This is a genomic window from Sphingopyxis sp. 550B, assembly GCF_057401805.1.
Genome location: NZ_CM171610.1, coordinates 3,327,092 through 3,349,152, shown reverse-complemented (window position 1 = coordinate 3,349,152; position 22,061 = coordinate 3,327,092). Strand labels below are relative to the sequence as shown.

Here is a 22,061-nt window from a genome sequence, read left to right as displayed (position 1 = left end):
GATCAGGCGCCCTGCGGATTGGCGTCGCCGAAGGGGCGCGGCTTGCGCTTGATCTGCGGCAGCGAACCGGCGTGACCCTGGATCGGCGTCCCGGGACGGCCCTGGTCATTCTCGCGGCCGATATCTTCGCCCTTGATCGCGCGGCGCGCTTCTTCGCCCGAAAGCGTCTCATATTCGAGCAGCGCCCCCGCGAGCAGGTGCAGTTCGTCGAGGTGATCGGTCAGCACCTGCCGCGCAACATTCTCGCCTTCCTCAACCAGTCGGCGGACCTCGGCGTCGATCAGCTTCGCGGTTTCTTCCGACATGTTCTGCGCCCGCGAAACGCTGTGGCCCAGGAACACCTCGTCCTGATTGTCGCGATAGCGCAGCCAGCCGAGCTTTTCCGACATGCCATATTCCATCACCATCGCGCGCGCCATGTCGGTCGCCTGCTGGATGTCGTTCGACGCGCCGGTGTTGAGTTCGTCCTTGCCATAGATGAGCTGTTCGGCGATGCGGCCGCCGAAGCAGAGCGCGAGCCGCGCCTTCATCTGCTTCATGTTCTGCGAATAGCGGTCGCGCTCGGGCAGGTTCCACGTCACGCCCAGCGCGCGGCCGCGCGGGATGATCGTCACCTTGTGCAGTGGATCGTTGCCCTCGACGTGCAGCGACACCAGCGCATGGCCGGCCTCGTGATAGGCGGTCGCCTTCTTCTCGTCCTCGGTCATCACCATCGAGCGGCGTTCGGCGCCCATCAGCACCTTGTCCTTGGCTTCCTCGAACTCGTCGCTGGCGATCAGGCGCTTGCCCTTGCGCGCGGCGAGCAGCGCCGCCTCGTTGGCGAGGTTGGCGAGGTCGGCGCCCGAGAATCCGGGGGTGCCGCGCGCGATCCGGCGCAGGTCGACGTCGGGCGCCAGCGGCTTCTTGCGCGTATGGACTTCCAGAATCTTGTGACGACCCTCGATGTCGGGGCGCGGCACGACGACCTGGCGGTCGAAGCGGCCGGGGCGCAGGAGGGCGGGATCGAGCACGTCGGGGCGGTTGGTCGCGGCGACGATAATGATCCCCTCGTTCGCTTCGAACCCGTCCATCTCGACGAGAAGCTGGTTCAGCGTCTGCTCGCGCTCGTCGTTGCCGTTGCCGAGGCCCGCGCCGCGATGGCGGCCGACCGCGTCGATCTCGTCGATGAAGACGATGCACGGTGCGTTGCGCTTCGCCTGTTCGAACATGTCGCGCACGCGGCTGGCGCCGACGCCGACGAACATCTCGACGAAGTCCGAGCCCGAAATGGTGAAGAAGGGGACGCCCGCCTCGCCCGCGATCGCGCGGGCGAGCAGCGTCTTGCCGGTGCCGGGCGAGCCGACGAGCAGCGCGCCCTTCGGAATCTGGCCGCCGAGCTTCGAGAATTTGCTCGGGTCTTTCAGGAACTCGACGATCTCCTGCAGTTCCTCGCGCGCCTCGTCGATGCCGGCGACGTCGTCGAAGGTGACGCGGCCCTGCTTTTCGGTAAGCATCTTGGCGCGCGACTTGCCGAAGCCCATCGCGCCCGACCCGTTGTTCTTCTGCACCTGGCGGAAGACGAAGAAGGCGACCGCGAGGATCAGCAGGAAGGGCAGCGACTGGACGAGTAGATACATCCAGAAGTTCGGCACTTCCTGCGGCTTGCCGTCATATTTGACGCCATTCTCGTTGAGCATCTTGAGCAGGTCGGGATCGCGGACGACATTGGCGGTGAAGCGGTCGCCGTTCGACATCGTGCCCGTCACCCGATCCTCGGACAGCACGACCTCCTTGACGGCACCTTCCTGCACCTTCTGCCGGAAATCGGAATAGGCGAGCGGGCTTCCCGCGGGCTGCGCGGCGCCGCCGAACATCGAGGCGACAAGGAGCATGGCGAGCAGGATGCCGCTCCAGATCATCACGCTCTTCATCCAGGGGTTGCCCTGCGGTTCCTTGTCGTCCTGCATGCGGAATCTTTCCAAAATCACATCGATCGCCGAAATCGCGCCAAAGGATGGTGTGCGATGCGATCAGGTTCCTAAGATAGGAGCATGGCGTTAAATGACAATGAGCCAATCGGTCCTATTGTCGCCTAGCGTAAAGCGGCGTTCAGCGGCGCGTTTTGCGGCGGGGCGCCGTGGAAATGCGCCAGGCGCGATGCTCGTCGGTCGCAATGGCGTCGATCAGCAGGCTGCCGACCATCGCCCGCCGGCCCGCGCGCATCGCCGCGATCACTCCATCGAGGGTGATACCGCGCAGCCCGAGGCGCGGGTCGTTCGCCTTCAGCCGTTGCTCGACGATGCGCCGGAACAGCTCGGGCGGATAGGCGCGGTCGCGGATGGTCGCGATGTCGTCGGCGTCGGGCCAGCACCCGATCGCGGCCGCGACCGCCCAATCGAGCGCCGCGTCGGCCTCCGCCAGCCAGCGCGCCGATCGCGCGGCGGCTTCGGCGTCGACGATGGTCTGCGAGGCGAGCGCCCGGCGAAGGCGCGCGCGGTCGAAGCGCGTGTCGGCGTTGGTCGAATCCTCGACGAACGGCAGGTCGGCCTCCAGCGCGACATGCGCCAGCTCGGCGCGGCGCCAGCCCAGCAGCGGGCGCAGCACCGCGCCGTTGCGCGCGCGGATCGCCGCCAGTCCGCCGACCCCGCTACTGCGGTTGAGCCGCATGATGATCGTTTCGAGCTGGTCGTCGGCGTGATGCGCGGTCAGCAGGAAGTCGATGCCGTTCGCCTCGCGCCACGCCTCGAGCAGCCGATAGCGTTCGGCGCGCGCCGCGGCCTGCAACGAACCGCGGATCGGGGCGGGGGGACGCAGCGTCGCGTGCGGAACATGTTCGCGCGCGCAGAAGCCCGCGACCATGCGCGCCTCGTCGGCGGATTCGCGGCGTAGCCCGTGATCGACCGTCGCGGCGTCGACCTGTCCGGGCAGCAGCGAGGTCGCGAGCCAGAGCAGCGCCATGCTGTCGGGCCCGCCCGAAACCGCGACGCCATAGTGACGTCTATGCCAATCGGGCCCCGCGACGAGCGCCAGATCCGACGCGAAACGCTCGACCGCGTCCGCGTCAGCAACCAGTTTTTGCTTTGGCGGCAGCTGCATCATCGCGGACATCCTTTGGCGCCTTGTCTCCATAGACTTCGTCGAGCTCGCGGAACGCCTTGCACGCGTCGGCCTTGCGTCCCAGCTTGTCGAGCGCGACCCCCATGTACATCAGACTGTGCGGTGCGCGGGCGCCGCTCGGCCGATCCTTGTAATTATTATAGAAAGCGACTGCGGCGAGGCTTGGCTTGCCTTCGTCGAGATAGGCGCGGCCGAGGAGGTTCTGCGCGTAGCTCGCGAGGCGGTGATTCGGCCATTTCGTGACCACCTGCTTCAACTGTGCTTCGGCCTCGGGGTAGAGCTTTGCCTCCCACAGGCGATAACCATAATTATAGCTGTCCTCGACCTCGTTGCCGGTCGCGGGAATCTCGACCTTCTTGACCAGCGCAAGCCGTGTGGCGTCGGGTGTGGTGGCTGCGGGTTTGGTCGTTGCCGGCTTCTTCGCCGGCGTCGCTGCGGCGGTGGTCGCGACCGTCGCGGGCGGCTTGACCGTGGGAGCCAGGCTGGCAGGTGTGCCCGTCACCTCGGACGCTTCGGGTGCTGCGAGGCGCTTGTCCGTTTCGGCCTTGTAGGCGTTGAATTTCTTTTCGAGTTCGCGAAGTTGGAAGGCGTTCTGCTCGGTTTGTCCGGTCAGGGTCTGGAGTTGCGCTTCGAGCGCATCGACGCGCGCGGTCAGGTCGATCACCGGCGCGCTGCTCTTGACCCGTTCGCCCGGCGTGTTGTCGGGTGCGATCTCGCCCTCGAAGAAGGCTGGGCTGCCGCCCGGGAACACCGACCGCTGGACGGCGCGCATTTCCTTCTCGAGCCGTTCGACCCGCTTGTCGATTCCGGCATCCTGCGCGAGCGTCGGCACCGAGGCCGAAAGCGCGATCGCGGCGGTTGCGAGAAAAGAGATATGACGCATCTTCATCTGCCGATAGGCCCCCACCAATTAACCTTGTTTGGCGTCCATAACGCGGCACGGGGCGGCGGCGCAAACCCATTTCGGTGCACCGCCATTCCGATCGGCCCGATTGTTGCGGAATTCAGCGCCGCGGCAAAGCCTTCGGCGCCGGTGCCGTGGCGCCGCCTTCGGCCCGCGCCAGAAGGTCGGCGGGCTTGAGCGAGATGCTCTTGACCAGCGTGTCGGCGGCGCCGAGCGACCCGATATCGCGCCCGCCGACGGTCACTTTGAGCGCTTGCGGTCGGCTGGTGCGCAGCGTGAACTGCTTGATATAGGCGGCGGGCACCTGATAGGTCTCGCCGGGATCGAGCGTGCGCCAGTTCTCGGTCTTGCCGTTTGCGTCGTCGAACCCGATCCACACCTCCGAAATGCCGGTGAGCACGACCGGCGCATCGGCAGGAACGGCGCCGTCGGCGGCGGCCTTGCCCGCTGCGGCCGGCGCGGTTGCGGCCGCGGGAGCTTCGGACGCGTCGGCATCGCGATTCTGCGCTGCGACCAGCGCCTCGTCGGGCTCGACCGACAGGAAGCGCCATACGCCATAGGCCGAGACGAGCACCGCGGCGACGATCACCAGCGTCCACGCCAGCCGCGCGGTCGGCAAGCGGGCGGGGTCGGTCGGTTCGTAAGCCTCGTAGATCGGCCGGGCGCCATATTGATCCTCGTCGAGTTCGCGGCGGATGTCGGCGGCGATCTCGGTTTCGGGCAGGTCGACCGCACGGGCATAGGCGCGCGCGAAGCCCGTGACATAAGTGCGCCCCGGCAGCTCCGAAAATTCGGATTTCTCTATGGCTTGAAGATGCCGCTGGGTGATGCGCGTGCGCGTCGCGACGTCGGCGAGCGACAATCCCGCCGCCTCCCGCGCCAGCCGCAGCCGGTCACCGGTGCGCGTGATCGCCAGTTCGCCCTGCGTGGCGACCTCTTCCTCTGCCATTGCTGTCTCCGTGCCGGTCGGTGCAACCCGGTTTGACCGTGGCGCCGTTCATCGCATTGGCGATGCGCGAAAGTCAAATGAAGTTCGGCGAAACGTCGGCGGCAAGCATGCGGATGGGGAGCGGTCCGAAGGGCAGGCGATCAGAGCACATATTTGCTGAGGTCGGTGTCGCCGACGACGTCGGCAAGCTGCCGGTCGACATAGGCGGCATCGATGGAGAGCGTGGTGCCCGTTCGGTCCTCGGCGGTGAAGCTCACCTCCTCGACGAGCCGTTCCATGATCGTCTGGAGGCGGCGGGCGCCGATATTCTCGACCTTCTCGTTGACGTCGGCCGCGAGCCGCGCGACGCGCGCGATCGCGTCGGGCGTGAAGGTCAGCGTCACGCCCTCGGTCGCGATCAGAGCCGAATATTGCTCGGGCAGGCCAGCCTTGGTCTCGGTCAGGATGCGGACGAAATCCTCCTCGCCGAGCGCGCCCAGTTCGACGCGGATCGGCAGGCGGCCCTGGAGTTCGGGCAGCAGGTCACTCGGCTTCGCGACGTGAAAGGCTCCCGAGGCGATGAACAGGACATGGTCGGTCTTCATCGGACCATATTTGGTGGCGACCGTCGTGCCCTCGATCAGCGGCAGCAGGTCGCGCTGCACGCCTTCTCGGCTCACCGAGCCGCCGCGCACGTCGCTGACCGCGATCTTGTCGATCTCATCGAGGAAGACGATGCCGTTCGCTTCCGCATCGGCCAGCGCGACGCGCGCGACGTCGTCCTGGTCGAGGCGCTTGTCCTGCTCCTCCTCGATCAGCCGCGTCGCAGCTTCCAGAACCGTCAGCTTGCGGCGCTTCTTCGGCAGGCCGCCCATCGCCTTGCCGAGCATGTCGGACAGGTTGATCATGCTCATCTGCCCCGGCTGGCCGGGAAGCTCGAACGGCATGTTCGGGGTGTCGGCGACCTCGATCTCGACCTCGCTGTCGTCGAGATGGCCTTCGCGGATGCGCTGGCGGAAGCTCTGGCGCGTAGCCTCGCTGGCGCCCTTGCCGGTCAAGGCATCGAGCAGCCGCTCCATCGCCGCCTCTTCGGCCGCCGCGCGCACCGCTTCGCGGCGACGGTCCTTCTCCAGCCGCACCGCTTCCTCGACCAGGTCGCGCGCGATTTGTTCGACGTCGCGGCCGACGTAGCCGACTTCGGTAAACTTGGTCGCTTCGACCTTGATGAAGGGCGCGTCGGCGAGCTTGGCGAGACGGCGCGAAATCTCGGTCTTGCCGCATCCCGTCGGGCCGATCATCAGGATATTCTTCGGGCTCACCTCGTCGCGCAGTTCGGGCGAGAGCTGCTGGCGGCGCCAGCGGTTGCGCAGCGCGACGGCGACCGCGCGCTTCGCGGCGTCCTGGCCGATGATATGCGTGTCAAGCGCGGCGACGATCGCCTTCGGGGTCAGATCCTTGTTCATGATCGCTTATGCCTGGATATCGATAATTTCGAGGGTGGTCTGGTCGTTGGTGTAGACGCAGATTTCGGCGGCGATCTGCATCGCCTTCTTTGCCAGCACCTCGGGATCCTTTTCGTAATCGACGAGCGCGCGCGCCGCGGACAGCGCGTAATTGCCACCCGATCCGATCGCCGCGATGCCGCCCTGCGGCTCCAGCACGTCGCCGTTGCCGGTGATGACGAGCGTCACCTCCTTGTCGGCGACGATCATCATCGCCTCCAGATTGCGCAGATATTTGTCGGTGCGCCAATCCTTGGCGAGTTCGACCGCGGCGCGCAGCAACTGGCCGTGGTGGCGCTCCAGCTTCGCCTCCAGCCGCTCGAACAGCGTGAACGCATCGGCCGTCGCCCCCGCGAAGCCGCCGATGACGCTGCCGTCGTGCAGGCGGCGCACCTTGCGGGCATTGGGCTTCATCACCGTCTGGCCCATCGACACCTGACCGTCGCCGATGACGACGACCTTTTCCGGGGTGCGGGCGGACAGGATGGTGGTTCCGTGCCAGGGCGCGGCACTGTGCGCATGAGGATCGGTCATGCGGCGCGATATGGGCAATCGGCGCCGGGGCTGCAAGGGGAGGGGACGGCGATCAGATCGCGTTGGCGGCGAACGTGTCGCACTGGCGCGGATCGCCGGTCTCCAGCCCGCGGCGGAGCCAGCGCATGCGCTGCTCGCTGGTGCCGTGGGTGAAGCTTTCGGGCACCGGTCGCTGGCCCGCCGAGCGCATCAGCGTATCGTCGCCGATCGCGTTGGCGGCGGTCATCGCCTCCTCCATGTCGCCCGGCTCCATCACCGTCTGCCCGTCCTTCGTTCGCGCCCGCGCGGCCCACACGCCGGCATAGCAGTCGGCCTGCAATTCCATGCGGACCTGGATCGCATTGCCCTCGGTCTGCGAAGCGCGGGCTTGCGCGCGGCGGACCTGATCCGATGTTCCGGTAATCGTCTGGATATGATGCCCGACTTCGTGCGCGACGACATAGGCTTGCGCAGCATCGCCGGCGGCGCCGAACTTCGTCTTCAACTCGTTGAAGAAGCTGGTGTCGAGATAGATGCCCTGGTCGGCGGGGCAATAGAAGGGTCCCATCGCCGCCTGCGCCGCGCCGCAGCCCGAGCTGTTGTGGTCGGTATAGAAACGCAGGCCGGGCGCGCGATAACCGTTGATCTGGCTTTCCCAGAAGCGGTTGGTCGAGCTGAACACTTGGCAGGCGAAGCGTTCGGCGGCGGTGTCGCAGGCGACGCCCTGCTGCGTGCCGCGGCTGTCTGCCATCGGGTCGGCGGTGCCGCCGCCCGTACTCAGCATCTGCGAACCGGGACCGAGGAAGACGAAAGCGAGTACGCCGAGCAGCAGGATCGTGCCGCAGCCCATCTTGCGCCCGAGCAGCATCGGCAGCAGTCCGAACAGCAGCCCGCCCATGCCACCGCCCCCGCCCCCGCCGAAACCGCCGCCGCCGCGACCGAGGTCGCGGATGTCGTCGCCGGGGTCGTAATCGTCGAGGCGCATGAGGGGGCTCCGCTGTTGAAGATCTGCTTGCTGCCTGTTTGTGGCAGCGGCGGGGGGCAATTGGAAGAGGCTTCGCGCGGGAACCGCCTCTTGCCAAGGGCGTTGCTGCGGTGCACCAACGGCTCCGGCCGTCCCGCCCCCCGAAAGGATCGCTTCGAGTCCATGCCCCGCCGCGCCGCCCGAGCCGCCTTGCCCTTGCCCGACCTCGTCGTGCTGGTCCTGCAGGGCGGCGGAGCGCTCGGCGCCTTTCAGGCCGGGGTCTACGAGGCGCTGATCGATCTCGGCGTCGAGCTCGACTGGGTCGCGGGCATATCGATCGGCGCGATCAACGCCGCGATCATCGCCGGCAATCCACGCGACGCGGCGGTCGGGAAGATGCGGGAGTTCTGGGAAGGCGTGTCGTCGGCGCTGCCCGTCCTGCCGGTGGCCGACAATGATCTGGCGCGCGAATGGGCGCATTGGGCGGCGGCCGGGCAGGTTGCGGCTTTCGGCGTTCCGGGCTTCTTCACGCCGCGTATCCCGCCGCCGATGTTCGCCGCGCCGCAGACGCCCGCCGCGATCAGCTTCTACGACACGGCGCCGCTGGTCGAGACGCTCGACCGCCTCGTCGACTGGGACCGCGTCAACGACGGCAAGGTGCGCCTGTCGGTCGGCGCGGTCGCGGTGGAAACGGGCAATTTCCGCTATTTCGACACGCGCACCGACCGCATCGACGCGCGCCATATCCTCGCGTCGGGCGCGCTGCCGCCGGGCCTGCCGCCGGTCGAGATCGACGGCACCTGGTATTGGGACGGCGGGCTCGTTTCGAACACCCCGCTCGAACATGTCGTCGAAAGCGCGGACGAGGCGATGCTGGTGTTCCAGGTCGACCTGTTCCCGGCGCGCGGCCCGCGCCCGCACGATCTGGAGGAAGCCTGGTCGCGCGAGAAGGATATCCGCTTTTCCAGTCGCACCCGCCGCATTTCGGACGGGCTGGTCCGGCGGCGCAAGGAACATCGGCTGATCGCCCGGATGCTCGACAAATTGCCCGGGGAGATGCGCGCGCTGCCCGAGGTGAAGGCGGTCGAGCGCATGGTCGACTGCAAGGCGCTGAACGTCGTTCAGCTCATCCACCAGCCGCCGGCATGGCAGACCGGCGCGCGCGACTTCGAATTCTCGCGCGCGACGATGGACGCCAACTGGGCGCTGGGCCGCGCAGCGGTCGAGGCGTCGCTGAAGGACGGACACCTGCTCGCCAAAAGCATCGCCGAAGGGCGGTCGGACAGTTTCGCCATCGAGGCGGGCGGCCTGCAGCCCAAATCGGCCCATGCCGTTTCCCCATCCCCTCGCGAGAAAAAGGATTGATCCCATGCATCTCAAAGGCAAGACCGCCCTCGTCACCGGCTCGACCTCCGGCATCGGACTCGGCATCGCCAAGGCGCTTGCCGCGGCGGGCGCGGACATCATCATCAACGGATTCGGCGACGAGGGCGCGATCGAGGCCGAGCGCGCGGCGCTCGCCGCGCTGAACGGCGGCAAGGCGGCCTATGACGGCGCCGACCTCACCAAGCCCGACGCGATCGCGGAAATGTTCGAGCGCGCCGACAGCGACATGGGCGGGGTCGACATCCTCGTGAACAATGCCGGCACTCAGTTCGTGTCGCCGGTCGAGGATTTCCCGGTCGAGAAATGGGACCTGATCCTCGCGCTCAACCTGTCGTCGGCCTTCCACACCATCCGCCACGCCGTGCCGGGGATGCGCAAGAAGGGATGGGGCCGCATCATCGGCACCGCCTCGGCGCATTCGCTCGTCGCCTCGCCGTTCAAATCGGCCTATGTCGCCGCGAAGCACGGGCTCGCCGGGCTGACCAAGACGGTCGCGCTCGAGGTCGCCGACGCGGGGATCACCGCCAATTGCATCAGCCCGGGCTATGTCTGGACGCCGCTGGTCGAGAATCAGATTCCCGACACGATGAAGGCGCGGAGCATGACGCGCGAACAGGTGATCAACGACGTTCTGCTCGCGGGGCAGCCGACCAAGCAGTTCGTGACGGTCGAGCAGGTCGCGGCGCTTGCCGCCTTCCTGACCCGCGACGAGGCGGCGAACATCACCGGGGCGAACCTGAGCGTCGACGGCGGCTGGACCGCCGCCTGACGTTGCGCGATCCTGCCTGCGGCGCGCTGCGTCCTTGAGCATTGCGTCATCCGCTCCTAAGGTTAACGGCGAACCGGACCAGGAGAGACGGACGATGTGGGGTCGCACCTTTCTATATTTGACATGCGCGGCGGGGCTGGGGCTCGCCGGATGCCGGACCGTGCCGGCGATGCCGCCCTCGGCGGCCGACGCCGCGCCGGCGGAGGCCGCGGGCACCTGGCGCGCCACCGCGACCGACCAGGACAAGGCGCGCATCCGCGGCTGGTATTCGAGCTGGACCGCGGCGCTCGCCGACGCGCGGGCAAAGGGCTATGGCGCCGACGTCGAACGCGAAGGCGTGTTGCTGCAACCGACGGCGGCGCTGCCCAATCCGCACCTGCCCGCGGGCGAGTATCGCTGCCGCACGATCAAGCTGGGCACGCAGGGACGCGGTGCGATTGGCTTCATCGCCTATGACTGGTTCCGCTGCCGCGTGTCGGACGAGCAGGAACTCGCCAGCCTGACCAAGCTGACGGGGTCGCAGCGGCCGGTCGGCCTGATCTTTCCCGACAATCTCAAGCGCCAGATATTCCTCGGCACGCTGGTGCTGGGGGACGAGAAGATCCCGGTCAATTACGGCAGCGACCGGATGCGCGACATGGCGGGGCTGATCGAACGGATCGCCGACAATCGCTGGCGGCTGGTGCTGCCGGCGCCCGCCTATGAATCGCTGCTCGACGTGATCGAGCTGGTGCCGGCAAACGGATGATTTGAAAACAGGGGAGCAATAATGAAGATCAGCGGGCGGATTTTGGGACTGGGCGCCGCGGCGCTCGCGCTCGGGCTGGCGGCGCCGGTGGCGGCGCAGTCGCTGGGCGACCAGGTGCAGAAGCAGATGCCCTCGCTGATGGACATCTACAAGGATTTGCACGCGCATCCCGAACTCAGCTTCATGGAGGTCCGCTCGGCGGGCATCCTGGCCGCCGAGGCGCGCAAGCTGGGCTTCACGGTGACCGAGAAGGTCGGCGGGACGGGCATCGTCGCGGTGATGAAGAACGGCCCCGGCCCGGTGGTGCTGGTCCGCGCCGACATGGACGGGCTTCCCGTCACCGAGCAGACCGGCCTTCCCGGCGCGTCGACGGTGCGCGTGACGACCAAGGAAGGCGTCGAGACCGGCGTCATGCACGCCTGCGGCCACGACACGCACATGACCGCATGGATCGGCGTCGCGCGGCTGATGGCGGCGAACAAGAGGCAGTGGTCGGGGACGCTGGTGATGATCGGCCAGCCCGCCGAGGAGCGCGGCGCGGGTGCGCGAATGATGCTGGCGGACGGCCTCTACACCCGTTTTCCCAAGCCCGAATATGCGATCGCCTTTCACGACGCGGCGCAGTTTCCCGCGGGCATGATCGGCTATACGCCGGGCTATGCGCTCGCCAATGTCGACAGCGTCGACGTCACGGTGAAGGGGCTCGGCGGTCATGGCGCCTATCCGCAGGCGACCAAGGATCCGATCGTGCTCGCCAGCCGCATCGTCACCGCGCTCCAGACGCTCGTCGCGCGCGAGATCAGCCCGCTCGACAGCGGCGTCGTCACCGTCGGCAGCTTCCACGCCGGCGCCAAGCACAATATCATCCCCGACGAGGCGAAGCTGCAACTGACCGTGCGCAGCTATACCGACGAGGTGCGCACGCAACTGCTCGACGGCATCGCGCGCATCGCGAAGGGCGAAGCGATCGCGGCGGGCATGCCGGAAGACAGGATGCCGACGATCAGCGTCGCAAAGGACGAATATACGCCGTCGGTCTTCAACACCCCCGAGTTCACCGAAGAGATGGCGGCCTTCCTGAAGACCCGCTTCGGCGACCAGCGCGTCGTGCAGATGCCGCCGGTGATGGGCGGGGAGGATTTCAGCCGCTATGGCCGCGAGGACAAGTCGATCAAGAGCCTGATCCTGTGGGTCGGCGGCGTTCCGCAGGCCGAATATGACGCCGCGAAGAAGGAAGGCCGGACGCTGCCGAGCCTCCATTCTCCTTTCTGGGCACCCGATGCTCCCGCGGTCATCTCCACCGCGACCGAGGCGCTGGCGTCGATGGCGATGAAGCTGATGCCGAAGGGTTGAACATATTTGGCATTGGCAATTATCCCTTTTCGACAAGGAACTGTTCCCCGGCGAAAGCCGGGGTCCAGACGGCACAGCGCTGCTTCGCATGGACCCCGGCTTTCGCCGGGGAACAGCTCGTTTGCCTGAAGGATAATATGCCGTCATGTTTCGCGGCCGCCGTTATCAACCCTCGATGAACCCTCGTTGGCCTTGGAAGGGCTCGTCATTACGAGCGACGGGAACAGGGATTTCGCCCCGAAAGAAACAAACCCGGCAGCCGGGATTGAAAAGCCCGACCGCCGTTCCTATGTAACGGGAATGCGGGCCGGGCCCCTCTGGCGTCGGCGGGATCAACATCCCGCCACGTGATGTCGGACCGCATCGGGTGACACCGATGCACGGCGGCCAATTCTCCCCCCTGATCCAGGTCCCGGCATCGGCGTCGCCTGTTTTGAGTTCGCTCAATCAGGAGGCCATATGTCTGTGAATCCCCATATCTTTCACTTGACCGCGTTGCATCGGCGGCTCGACGAAGCGGTCCGGCGCGAGGCGCGCCGCCGCGGCGGCGACCCGTTCCGCGTGCTGCGGCTCAAGAAGCTGAAGCTGGCGGTCAAGGACCGCCTCGCATCACTGATGCGGCGCCCCGTTCGCGCCCGCTGAATCCGGCAATGAAGGCGAAGCGCGCTGCTTTCGGCGGCGCGTTTCGCCTGTCCAGGGATCGTCATCATGGAATTTCTCTTCACCGACTGGCTGGGAACCCCGGCCTGGTTCTGGCTGGCCTTTCTCGGCCTCGTCATCGCCCTCACGGCCTTCGACCTTGGCGTGTTGCACAAGGAGAACAAGGAGATGGGCATCGCGGAAAGCCTGAAGCTCTCCGCGCTCTACATCGGCATCGCGCTCGCGTTCGGCGCCTGGATCTGGGTCGAGAAGGGCGGCGATGCGGGCCTTCAATATTATACCGGCTTCTTCATCGAAAAAGCGCTGTCGATCGACAATATCTTCGTCATCTCGCTGATCTTCGCGACCTTCGCGATTCCGGCGCGCTATCAATATCGCGCGCTATTGTGGGGAATCATCGCGGTGATCGTGCTGCGCGGCCTGATGATCGCGGGCGGTGCGGCGCTGGTCGCCGAATATGGCTGGCTGCTCTACGTCTTTGCCGCCTTCCTGATCTTCACCGGTATCAGGATGCTGTTCGCGAGCGACAAGCCGATGGACGTCGCGGGCAATCCCGTCGTGCGCTGGCTGTCGCGCCGCATGCCGATCACCGCGGACCTGCATGGCGAGAAATTCTTCGTGCGCGTGCCCGACGCCAAGACGGGGAAGGTCGTGCTGGCGGCGACGCCGCTGTTCCTTGCGCTCGTCGTCATCAACCTCGCCGATCTGGTGTTCGCGGTCGACAGCGTGCCCGCGATCTTCGCGATCACGACCGACACCTTCATCGTCTATACCTCGAACATCATGGCGATCCTCGGCCTGCGCGCGCTCTATTTCGCGCTCGCGGCGATGGTGCATCGATTCCACTATCTGAAATATGCGCTGGCGCTGGTGCTCGTCTTCATCGGGTCGAAGATATTCGTGGCCGATTTCCTGCTCGGCAGCGCGAAATTCCCGCCGCTGGCGAGCCTGGGAGTCACCGTCGCGCTGATCGCCGGGGGCGTGCTGTGGTCGCTCGTCATCAGTCGCCCGTCCGACTCGGCCGTGCGGTGACGGGCCGGCTGTCGCGGCCCGCCGCTCATACGGCGAGGAGAAGCGTGTCCTTGTCGCTCGGCGCGGCGGGCTGGAACATCGGGAGCGGCTCGAACGCCTCGTCGGTGACCTCGGTCTCGCCAAGCCCGTCGAGCTTGAACTGACCGAGGCGCTTTTCCTCGTCCGACCGCCAGTTCTTGTTGAGATTCAGCGCGCTGACGAACAGCGCCCCGTGCCGCTCGAACATCTGGTGCGGGGCAAGGGTCATGGCGTCGCCATTGTAGCGCGTGGACACGATGCGTCGCCGTGCGATCGCTTCCATCATTTTCAGTCGTGTATCGTTCATCGGCCCAGGGAGAGGTGGTTTCGTTGTGCGGTGCACCATACACCCGCCGCGGCGGACCTGGCAAGCATCGCTTGATCGCTCGTCCGCCCGGTCGCCCGCAGTTGCGGACGAATGCCGTTCGGATTGGCTTAACACCATATTAGCAAGGCCATATTTATGACAATCCGATGACCAGGAAGGGGCAGGGGGACCTGCTGACGTTGCTGCTTGCGGCCGTCGCGACATTGTTGATCGAAATGGCGCTCGTCGAACGCAAGTTCGCGCTGTTCGGCGGCGGCTTCGGCCAGTCGCAAACGCTGGATACGCCGGCCGAGACCGTCCTGTTCCTGCTCGGCGCCGTCGGTGCGCATGCGCTGCTTTTCGGTCTGTTCTTCCTGTTGCTGCGCCGGCTGCACGGACGCGAATACGACCCGCTGATCTTCCGGTTCAACCTGCTGTTTTTCGGCGTCGCCGGCTTTCTCGCCGCGCTGACCGCCAAGTTCGAGCTTTTGTCCTATTTCAGCGATGCGGTCAGTTTCCAGTTGATCCGCAATCTGGGCGGGGGAAGCCTGTTCGACGCTTTCCTGTTCGTATTGAACGAAGGCGCGCTGATGCTGATCGGTCTCGGCGGCGCGCTGATCCTCTATGGCATCGTCTTGGTCCGCCTGCGCCGTCGCGGCAATCGGACCCTGCTGCCGGCGGGGCGCTCGCCGCTGCGCTGGGCGGTGCTGGCGCTGGCGGTCGCGATGCCGGCGATCGCCGCGCAGGCCAACGGGGTGCCCGACGCGCGCGACGGCCTGCGCCGGATGACCGCCTATGGGCTGGTCAACCGGCTACTCGAACAGCTGACCGATTTCGACCGCGACGGGTATAGCTGGTATTCGGCGCAGATCGACCGGCATCCCTTCGACGCGTCGCGCCATCCGCTGGCGCTCGACATTCCGGGGAACGGGATCGACGAAGACGGCTTTGGCGGCGATTTCGTCTTTACCGGCGCCGATCCGGCGACGCCCGCGCCGAAGCTGCCGGCGAAGCGGAAGCATCTTGTCGTCATCGTGCTCGAAAGCACGCGCGCGGACGCGCTGACGCAACGGGTGAACGGGCGGCCGGTGGCGCCGAACCTCGCGGCGCTGGCGCGCGCGGGAAGCCGCTTTCCGCACGCCTACAGCCACGTCGGCTTCACGACGGCTTCGCTCAAGAGCCTGTTTTCGGGCGCGCTCGATCCGCGGGCGGGAGACCCCTCCTTATTCTCCGACCTCAAGGCCAATGGCTATCGCATCGGCGTCTTTTCGGGCCAGCCCGAAAGCTTCGGCGATATTTCGGCGGTGGTCGGGATGCGCAAGGCGGCCGACATATTCGTCGACGCCGAAACGCTGGCGCACGAACGCGCCTTCGGCTTCGCCGCCAAGGGCTCGCTGCTCGTCGACGAGACGAAGATACTGGCCGAATTCGATCGGCGGATGGGCGATCCGGGACCGTGGGCGCAGCCGACCTTCGTCTATTTCAATTTCCAGTCGCCGCATTTCCCCTATCATCATCCGGGCATGCCCGACATGCTGGGTGTCGACCCACTGCCGCGCGGCGACATTTCCGCGGCCAACGCCCGCCGCGTCCAGCAGACCTACTGGAACGCCGTCGCCTATGCGGATTCGCAGATCGGCGCGGTCGTGGCTCGCCTGAAGGCGCTGGGGACGTGGGACGACACCGTGCTGATGGTCACCGGCGATCATGGCGAGGCATTGTTCGAAAACGGATTCCTGGGACATGGCCACGTGATCGAGCCCGCGCAAACCCATATCCCGTTCGTACTGAACGTGCCGGGCCTCTCCAGCGACCGGCCGCTCGGCCTCAGCGACATGCGGTCGATCCTGCTCCAGGCACTGGGCGGTGCGCCCGCGCCCGACAACGACGCTCCGGTTTTCCTGCACATCGGAGCGGTCGATACGCCCGCCGCGATCGGTATCGTCGAACCGGGCGGCGTCTTCACGACGCTCGCGCTCGGAACCGAGGAAATGTGGTTTTCCGACAGCGGTCGGCGTGCGCGCTACGGCGATCTTGCCGGTGCGGACAAGGCTCGCGCCGACCGGCTGGTCAACGAATGGGCGCGACAACGCTGGATGCGCCATCTGGCGACCCGCAAGGCGGCGCGAAGCTCGCCATAGCCGCGTAGCGCCGGGAGCGGGCGCGCACGGAGAAAACAATCGCGTATCGCATAAAAATGCCCGCCGGAGGTCGAACGACTTCCGGCGGGCAGGCTTTCCTCCCCAGGAAAGCTCGGGAGGCGCGGGGCGTTTGTGCAAGGCACCCCGCGCCGAGAAGGGTGGCGCGGGGGGCAACGAAAACCCCCGCGCCTAGAGCGGTTATCGATCCGATTGCATCGGATCGGCCGCTCTAGATTCTTGTTTTTCCGCATTTTCTGAATCGTCAGGCGATTCCACCTGACTGGAAAATGCTCTAGCTCGATCGTCAGGCGGCGAACTGGTTCATCGTATTGTCCTTGCCGCCCGCCTTCAGCGCGGCTTCGCCGGCGAAATAATCCTTGTGATCGTCGCCGATGTCGCTGCCGGCCATGTTCTGGTGCTTCACGCAGGCGATGCCCTGGCGGATTTCCTGACGCTGGACGTTCTTGACATAGCCCAGCATCGCTTCCTCGCCGAAATATTCCTTCGCCAGATTGTCGGTCGACAGCGCGGCGGTGTGATAGGTCGGCAGGGTGATCAGATGGTGGAAGATGCCGGCCCGCTTCGCGGCGTCGCGCTGGAAGCTGCGGATGCGGTTGTCGGCCTCGACCGCCAGCTCGGTGCCGTCGTAATCGACGCTCATCAGCTTCGCCCGGTCATAGGCACCGACATCCTTGCCGTCCGTCTGCCACGCGTCGAACACCTGCTGGCGGAAATTCAGCGTCCAGTTGAAGCTCGGCGAGTTGTTATAGGCGAGCTTCGCATTGGGAACCGCCTCGCGGATACGGTCGACCATGCCGGCGATCTGTTCGATGTGCGGCTTTTCGGTCTCGATCCAGATCAGGTCGGCGCCGTTCTGCAGGGCGGTGATGCAGTCGAGAACGCAGCGATCCTCGCCGGTTCCGGGGCGGAACTGATAGAGGTTCGAGGGCAGGCGCTTTGGGCGCAGCAGCTTGCCGTCGCGGTTGATCAGCACGTCGCCCGGATTGCCCGCGCCCGTCACTTCCTCGCAATCGAGGAAGGCGTTGTACTGATCGCCGAGGTCGCCCGGTTCGCGGGTGAAAGCGATCTGCTTGGTCAGCCCGGCGCCCAGGCTGTCGGTGCGCGCGACGATCACGCCGTCGTCGACCCCCAGCTCCATGAAGGCATAGCGCAGCGCGCGGATCTTCTGCAGGAAATCCTCGTGCGGCACGGTGACCTTGCCGTCCTGGTGGCCGCACTGCTTTTCGTCCGACACCTGATTCTCGATCTGCAGCGCACAGGCACCGGCCTCGATCATCTTCTTGGCGAGCAGATAAGTCGCCTCGGCGTTGCCGAAGCCCGCGTCGATGTCGGCGATGATCGGCACGACATGCGTTTCATGGTTGTCGATCGCGTGCTGGATCTGCTTTGCCTTGACCTCGTCGCCGGCTTCGCGCGCCGCGTCGAGCTCGCGGAACAGGCCGCCCAGTTCGCGGGCGTCGGCCTGCCGCAGGAAGGTGTAGATTTCCTCGATCAGCGCCGGAACGCTGGTCTTTTCATGCATCGACTGGTCGGGCAGCGGACCGAACTCGCTGCGCAGCGCGGCGACCATCCAGCCCGACAGATAGATGTAGCGGCCCTTGACGGTGCCGAAATGCTTCTTGATTGCGATCATCTTCTGCTGCGCGATGAAGCCGTGCCAGCAGCCGAGCGACTGGGTGTAGTTGGCTGGATCGGCGTCATAGGCCGCCATGTCGGCGCGCATGATCCGCGCGGTGTAGCGGGCGATGTCGAGGCCGTTGCGGAACTTGTTCTGGGCGCGCATGCGGGCGACGCTTTCGGCGCCGATCGCATCCCAGCGGCCGTCCTGATCGCGGATGAGGCGGCCGGCCTGCGCCATGTCTTCGGTATAGCTCATCTTCACTGTCCTCGGCTGCGCCCCGGTGGGCGATGAATATGCCGCCCTTGTGCCGACCCGCCGCCCGGATTGGAAAAGCTTTGTGAATATTTCTTGTGAATAAAGCGGATGAAGTGCATTATAGCATGTAAATTAGTAAAGAAAGTTACAGAATGGCGGAGCGGCGGGTATTCGCGGGACCGGCGGTGCGCAAGTTGCGGCGCGATGCCGGGTTGACGCAGGCGGCGATGGCCGAGGCGCTGGGCATCTCGCCGAGCTACCTGAATCTGATCGAGCACGGCCAGCGTCCGCTGAGCGCCACGGTGATTGTCCGACTGGCCGAGCGTTTCGGCTTCGACGCGGCGAAATTGGGGGCAGAGACGGTGCCGGGCGGGCTCGCCGCGCTGCGCCGCCGTCTGGCCGACCCGCGCTTCGCCGATCTCGACATCGGGTCGCGCGAGGTCGAGGAATGGCTGGAGAGCGCGCCGGCGACCGCGACGGCCTTCATCCGGCTGTTCGACGCGGCGGGCGATGCGACCGCTCCCGCCGCCGCCGAAGCGCCCGAGGTCGATGCGGTGCGCCGCGCGATCGAGAAATGGCGCAACCATTTTCCCGATCTCGATGCGCGCGCCGAGGAACTGGCCGACGAACTGCGGCTCGCGGGCGGCGACCTCTATGGCACCATCGCCGAGCGGCTGCGCACGCGGCACCAGCTTGGCATCCGCATCCTGCCCGCCGACGTCATGCCCGACCGGCTGCGCTGGCTCGACTGGCATGCGCGGCAGTTGATGCTGAACGAACTGCTGCGCCCCGCCTCGCGCACATTTCAGGCCGCGGCGACGCTGGCGCAGATGGAGGCGAAGGACGAGATTTCCGCCCTCGTCGCAGGCGCCGAATTCGCCGAGCCCGCCGCCGCGCGCCTGTTCGAGCGGCACCTGATCCAATATTTCGCGGCGGCGCTGATGATGCCCTATGGCCGCTTCCTGCGCGCCTGCGACGCGACGGGTTACGACCTGCTGCTGCTCCAGCGGCGTTTCGGCGCCGGGTTCGAGCAGGTCGCACATCGGCTGACGACATTACAGCGCGTCGGCGCACGCGGGCTGCCCTTCTTCATGCTCCGCATCGACCGCGCGGGGCAGGGGTCGAAACGCTATGCGGGCGCCAGCCAGTCGCTGCTCGTCGACGGCGATGCGCGCTGTCCGCTGTGGGGCGTCCACGAAGCCTTCGCGCGCGCCGGCGAGGTGATCGCCGACCTTGTCGAGCTGGAGGACGGGTCGCGCTGGTTCACGCAGAGCCGCTCGGTCGCGGCGCCCGGCGCGACGGGAGGGGGCACGCCCGCGCGCTTCGCGGTGTGCATCGGGGTCGACGCCAAGGTCGCCGCGCCGCTGGCCGCCGCGCGCGGCATCGACCTGATGCGCAGTCCCGCGACCCCGATCGGCCTCGGCTGCCGCCGCTGCACGCGCAGCGGCTGCGTCCAGCGCTCGATGCCGCCGCTCGGCCGTCCGCTGCGATTCAGAGAGGGCGAGCGCGGTGTCAGCGCCTTCGATTTCGCGGGGGATTAGAGCATCGAGTCTTAAAATCTGACCCATCGTCCCGAACGGATAGGGGTGTTGCAGGTTTATGCACGGTTTCTCTTTTCCGTCTCCCTGACCTTGTCTGGCAATGACCCTTTTTCGACAAGTCACCGTCCCCGGCGAAAGCCGGGGTCCATGCGAGGTAGCGCTGTGCCATCTGGACCCCGGCTTTCGCCGGGGAACGGCGCCTGACTTGCCTGAAGGGTAATATATGCCACCTGTTTCAGAGCCTGCCCCGACCCGATCCGGGGACCCATGGTCTGCGCTCACCTAAAAAGCGGCGCAAAGGGCAGCGTCCGGCCATGGATGCTGAAACGAATTCAGCATGACGAAGGATGTGGCAGCACGCCAAACCCCGAATCCCCACAGGTCACGAACCGATAGACACGAACGGCTGAGACCGTGCGGTTCTTCAGGCCTTTTGCGCCGCCACCCAGCGGTCGATCATCGATCCGAGGACGTCGATCGGCATCGCGCCCGCCGCCAGCGCGGTGTCGTGGAAGGCGCGGATGTCGAACTTGTCGCCCAGCGCCGCGCGCGCCCTTTCGCGCGTTGCGACCCAGCGCGTCTGTCCGACCATGTAGCTCGTCGCCTGACCGGGCCACACGCAATAGCGTTCGACTTCGGTGACGTTCGAGGGTTCGGGCGTGCCGAGCGCCTCGTTCATATAGGAGATCGCCTTCTCGCGGCTCCAGCGATAGTGGTGCAGGCCGGTGTCGACGACGAGCCGCGCGGCGCGGAACATATAGGATTGCAGGTAACCGAGACGGCCGAAGAGGTCGCCGTCATAGACCCCCATTTCGTCGGCAAGCTGCTCGGCGTAGAGACCCCAGCCCTCGGTATAGACCGAATAGACGGGCAGGCGGCGCAGGCGTGGGATACCCGTCGCTTCCTGCGCCAGCGCGATCTGGTGATGATGGCCTGGCGTCGCTTCGTGATAGGTCAGCGTCGGCAGCGTCCATGATGGATTCTCCGCGGTATCGCGCTGGTTGATGTAATAGGCGCCGGGGCGCGAGCCATCGAGCGCCGGAATCTGGTAATAGCCGCCGGCGGCGCCGTCCTCGATCTCCGCCGGGACGCGACGGATCTCGACCTTCGCCTTGGGCAGGCGGCCGAACATCTCGGGCAGGCGGCGCTGCATCTCCTCGATCTGTTCGTTGAGCTTGGCGATCAGTTCCGTCTTGCCGGCGTCGGTGTTCGGATAGATGAAGCGCTTGTCCTCGCCGAGCGCGCGCAGCCGCTCGGCGACCGTTCCACCGGTCATGCCCTGTTCGCGGAAGATCGCGTCGGCGCGCGCGGTCAGTTCGGTCATGCGTTCGAGCCCGAGCTGGTGGATGGCTTCGGCCGACATTTCGGTCGTCGTCGCGAAGTTCAGCGCATAGGCGTAATATGCGTCGCCCTTTGGCAGCCGCCAGACGCCCGCGTCGTGGGTCGCCTTGGGACGGACGCGCGCCAGTTCGGCCGCCTGGCGGCGCATCGCCGGATAGATTTTGCCTGCGACGATCGCGGCGCAGCGGCGTGCCAAGTCGCCGGGGATATGTTTTGCGTCGGTCCTGGCCTTGAGATTGGCGGTGAGGCCGTTGGCCTCCGCGGCGGGCGCCATGATCTTTTCGTAGAGGCCGAGGGTGCGGTCGATGACGAAATCGGGCGGAATGATCCCCGCCGCATGGTCGGTCTTCATCCGGTTCGTCTCGTTGTCGAGCTGGACCGCGAAATCCTCGCAACGCGCCAGATAGGCCTCGGCATCGGCCGTGTCGGCGATGCTGTGCTGGTTGACGAGGAAGTCGGGGATCGAGCGGTAGGTGCCGCTGAGCTGGGTGACCGGGTGCGGCTCCGGCCAGCTGTGCAGGCCATAGGTGAAACTGTCATAGGCCTTCACATAATGGTCCCACGGTCCACGGAAGGTCTCGTAATTGACGAGGTCCATCCCCGACAGCTTCGCCGCGTCGATCTTCTCGAGCGCGGCGAGGCCGAAGCGATAGAGGTCGTGGCTGCGCTCGATCCCGGCGGGCGAACGGTCGGCGAGGCGCGACTTGGCCGCGGCGTGCGCGCCCTTGTCGAGCCCCAGCGCGGTGGCGAACTCGGGGTCGTTCTCGACCAGCATGTCGAACAGGCGCTCGTAGAGGGCGTTCAGCCGCTCGCCCTCGCTTTGCGCCGGATCGGCGAGCATCGCGCGGGCGGGGGAACGCGCGGCGCCGAGCGCGGAGGCGGCGGCGAGCGTGGCGATGAGCGTGCGGCGATCGAGCATGGAAATCTCCGGGAGAAAAAAGCGTCGGAGATCGTTCTAGCC

General features: G+C 66.4%; 18 protein-coding genes. 8 read left to right on the top strand and 10 right to left on the bottom strand.

All coding sequences use genetic code 11. From position 1 onward, the window contains the following. Positions 1 to 2: 2 nt before the first annotated feature. From ftsH to ypfJ, 7 genes are all read right to left on the bottom strand, one after another. Complete coding sequence (ftsH, locus tag AC2S9W_RS15550) at positions 3 to 1,946, bottom strand: ATP-dependent zinc metalloprotease FtsH (RefSeq protein ID WP_067110822.1); 1,944 nt, start codon at positions 1,944 to 1,946, stop codon at positions 3 to 5. Positions 1,947 to 2,088: 142 nt separating this feature from the next. After that, the gene (gene tilS / locus AC2S9W_RS15545; protein ID WP_076077801.1) at positions 2,089 to 3,078 is read right to left on the bottom strand and encodes a tRNA lysidine(34) synthetase TilS; all 990 of its coding nucleotides are present in this window, start codon (positions 3,076 to 3,078) and stop codon (positions 2,089 to 2,091) included. Continuing rightward, on the bottom strand, positions 3,041 to 3,985 hold the full coding sequence (locus AC2S9W_RS15540; protein ID WP_067110825.1) for a YbgF trimerization domain-containing protein: 945 nt from the start codon (positions 3,983 to 3,985) through the stop codon (positions 3,041 to 3,043). Before AC2S9W_RS15540 ends, tilS begins: the two co-directional genes overlap by 38 nt. Positions 3,986 to 4,100: 115 nt before the next feature. Then, a complete protein-coding gene (locus AC2S9W_RS15535; RefSeq protein ID WP_076075116.1) occupies positions 4,101 to 4,949 on the bottom strand; it encodes a helix-turn-helix domain-containing protein in 849 nt (282 codons plus the stop codon). Between the two features lie 140 nt (positions 4,950 to 5,089). Next, positions 5,090 to 6,391, bottom strand: coding sequence for an ATP-dependent protease ATPase subunit HslU (gene hslU, locus AC2S9W_RS15530; RefSeq protein WP_076075118.1), 1,302 nt, complete (start codon positions 6,389 to 6,391; stop codon positions 5,090 to 5,092). Positions 6,392 to 6,397: 6 nt separating this feature from the next. Beyond that, on the bottom strand, positions 6,398 to 6,964 hold the full coding sequence (gene hslV / locus AC2S9W_RS15525; RefSeq protein WP_067110833.1) for an ATP-dependent protease subunit HslV: 567 nt from the start codon (positions 6,962 to 6,964) through the stop codon (positions 6,398 to 6,400). Between the two features lie 52 nt (positions 6,965 to 7,016). Further along, positions 7,017 to 7,928: a KPN_02809 family neutral zinc metallopeptidase gene (ypfJ, locus tag AC2S9W_RS15520; protein ID WP_104959697.1), complete on the bottom strand. Its 912-nt coding sequence runs from the start codon at positions 7,926 to 7,928 to the stop codon at positions 7,017 to 7,019. Between the two features lie 162 nt (positions 7,929 to 8,090). Between ypfJ and AC2S9W_RS15515 the strand changes: the two genes are divergently transcribed. The 6 genes from AC2S9W_RS15515 (at position 8,091) to AC2S9W_RS15490 (ending at position 13,855) form a co-directional block, all read left to right on the top strand. After that, positions 8,091 to 9,272 (top strand): patatin-like phospholipase family protein, encoded by a 1,182-nt coding sequence (locus AC2S9W_RS15515; RefSeq protein ID WP_486571238.1) that lies wholly within the window; start codon positions 8,091 to 8,093, stop codon positions 9,270 to 9,272. A gap of 4 nt (positions 9,273 to 9,276) precedes the next feature. Next, a complete protein-coding gene (locus AC2S9W_RS15510; RefSeq protein ID WP_076075123.1) occupies positions 9,277 to 10,062 on the top strand; it encodes a 3-hydroxybutyrate dehydrogenase in 786 nt (261 codons plus the stop codon). A 94-nt stretch (positions 10,063 to 10,156) separates the two neighbouring features. Then, positions 10,157 to 10,810 carry a DUF4893 domain-containing protein gene (locus AC2S9W_RS15505; RefSeq protein WP_067110844.1) on the top strand — a complete coding sequence of 218 codons (654 nt, stop codon included), beginning with the start codon at positions 10,157 to 10,159 and terminating at the stop codon, positions 10,808 to 10,810. 21 nt (positions 10,811 to 10,831) lie between these two features. Beyond that, positions 10,832 to 12,163: an amidohydrolase gene (locus AC2S9W_RS15500; RefSeq protein ID WP_104959696.1), complete on the top strand. Its 1,332-nt coding sequence runs from the start codon at positions 10,832 to 10,834 to the stop codon at positions 12,161 to 12,163. A 459-nt stretch (positions 12,164 to 12,622) separates the two neighbouring features. Then, the gene (locus AC2S9W_RS15495) at positions 12,623 to 12,805 is read left to right on the top strand and encodes a DUF465 domain-containing protein (protein WP_076075128.1); all 183 of its coding nucleotides are present in this window, start codon (positions 12,623 to 12,625) and stop codon (positions 12,803 to 12,805) included. A 66-nt stretch (positions 12,806 to 12,871) separates the two neighbouring features. Continuing rightward, positions 12,872 to 13,855, top strand: coding sequence for a TerC family protein (locus AC2S9W_RS15490; RefSeq protein ID WP_076075130.1), 984 nt, complete (start codon positions 12,872 to 12,874; stop codon positions 13,853 to 13,855). Between the two features lie 25 nt (positions 13,856 to 13,880). On the opposite strand, the gene AC2S9W_RS15485 is transcribed toward AC2S9W_RS15490, so the two are convergent. Then, positions 13,881 to 14,102, bottom strand: coding sequence for a WYL domain-containing protein (locus AC2S9W_RS15485; RefSeq protein WP_241940887.1), 222 nt, complete (start codon positions 14,100 to 14,102; stop codon positions 13,881 to 13,883). A gap of 245 nt (positions 14,103 to 14,347) precedes the next feature. Here AC2S9W_RS15485 and AC2S9W_RS15480 point away from each other — a divergent pair, with 245 nt between their 5' ends. Further along, the gene (locus tag AC2S9W_RS15480) at positions 14,348 to 16,321 is read left to right on the top strand and encodes a sulfatase-like hydrolase/transferase (RefSeq protein WP_424539491.1); all 1,974 of its coding nucleotides are present in this window, start codon (positions 14,348 to 14,350) and stop codon (positions 16,319 to 16,321) included. A 304-nt stretch (positions 16,322 to 16,625) separates the two neighbouring features. Here AC2S9W_RS15480 and AC2S9W_RS15475 read toward each other — a convergent pair whose 3' ends face one another. Next, a complete protein-coding gene (locus AC2S9W_RS15475) occupies positions 16,626 to 18,218 on the bottom strand; it encodes an isocitrate lyase (protein ID WP_424539490.1) in 1,593 nt (530 codons plus the stop codon). A 152-nt stretch (positions 18,219 to 18,370) separates the two neighbouring features. Here AC2S9W_RS15475 and AC2S9W_RS15470 point away from each other — a divergent pair, with 152 nt between their 5' ends. After that, entirely contained in the window at positions 18,371 to 19,759 is a 1,389-nt protein-coding gene (locus tag AC2S9W_RS15470; protein WP_486571237.1) for a helix-turn-helix domain-containing protein, read from the top strand. 424 nt (positions 19,760 to 20,183) lie between these two features. On the opposite strand, the gene AC2S9W_RS15465 is transcribed toward AC2S9W_RS15470, so the two are convergent. Beyond that, positions 20,184 to 22,019, bottom strand: a complete 1,836-nt coding sequence (locus AC2S9W_RS15465; protein ID WP_486571236.1) for a DUF885 domain-containing protein — start codon at positions 22,017 to 22,019, stop codon at positions 20,184 to 20,186. Positions 22,020 to 22,061: the final 42 nt, after the last annotated feature.

Bases quoted from the DNA above. Each gene is read 5' to 3' on its own strand.
- AC2S9W_RS15535 (WP_076075116.1), bottom strand. From the start codon at position 4,949: ATGGCAGAGGAAGAGGTCGCCACGCAGGGCGAACTGGCGATCACGCGC.
- AC2S9W_RS15505 (WP_067110844.1), top strand. From the start codon at position 10,157: ATGTGGGGTCGCACCTTTCTATATTTGACATGCGCGGCGGGGCTGGGG.
- hslV (WP_067110833.1), bottom strand. From the start codon at position 6,964: ATGACCGATCCTCATGCGCACAGTGCCGCGCCCTGGCACGGAACCACC.
- tilS (WP_076077801.1), bottom strand. From the start codon at position 3,078: ATGATGCAGCTGCCGCCAAAGCAAAAACTGGTTGCTGACGCGGACGCG.
- hslU (WP_076075118.1), bottom strand. From the start codon at position 6,391: ATGAACAAGGATCTGACCCCGAAGGCGATCGTCGCCGCGCTTGACACG.
- AC2S9W_RS15470 (WP_486571237.1), top strand. From the start codon at position 18,371: ATGGCGGAGCGGCGGGTATTCGCGGGACCGGCGGTGCGCAAGTTGCGG.
- AC2S9W_RS15510 (WP_076075123.1), top strand. From the start codon at position 9,277: ATGCATCTCAAAGGCAAGACCGCCCTCGTCACCGGCTCGACCTCCGGC.
- AC2S9W_RS15475 (WP_424539490.1), bottom strand. From the start codon at position 18,218: ATGAGCTATACCGAAGACATGGCGCAGGCCGGCCGCCTCATCCGCGAT.
- AC2S9W_RS15515 (WP_486571238.1), top strand. From the start codon at position 8,091: ATGCCCCGCCGCGCCGCCCGAGCCGCCTTGCCCTTGCCCGACCTCGTC.
- ftsH (WP_067110822.1), bottom strand. From the start codon at position 1,946: ATGCAGGACGACAAGGAACCGCAGGGCAACCCCTGGATGAAGAGCGTG.
- AC2S9W_RS15465 (WP_486571236.1), bottom strand. From the start codon at position 22,019: ATGCTCGATCGCCGCACGCTCATCGCCACGCTCGCCGCCGCCTCCGCG.
- AC2S9W_RS15490 (WP_076075130.1), top strand. From the start codon at position 12,872: ATGGAATTTCTCTTCACCGACTGGCTGGGAACCCCGGCCTGGTTCTGG.
- AC2S9W_RS15480 (WP_424539491.1), top strand. From the start codon at position 14,348: ATGACCAGGAAGGGGCAGGGGGACCTGCTGACGTTGCTGCTTGCGGCC.
- AC2S9W_RS15540 (WP_067110825.1), bottom strand. From the start codon at position 3,985: ATGAAGATGCGTCATATCTCTTTTCTCGCAACCGCCGCGATCGCGCTT.
- ypfJ (WP_104959697.1), bottom strand. From the start codon at position 7,928: ATGCGCCTCGACGATTACGACCCCGGCGACGACATCCGCGACCTCGGT.
- AC2S9W_RS15485 (WP_241940887.1), bottom strand. From the start codon at position 14,102: ATGACCCTTGCCCCGCACCAGATGTTCGAGCGGCACGGGGCGCTGTTC.
- AC2S9W_RS15500 (WP_104959696.1), top strand. From the start codon at position 10,832: ATGAAGATCAGCGGGCGGATTTTGGGACTGGGCGCCGCGGCGCTCGCG.
- AC2S9W_RS15495 (WP_076075128.1), top strand. From the start codon at position 12,623: ATGTCTGTGAATCCCCATATCTTTCACTTGACCGCGTTGCATCGGCGG.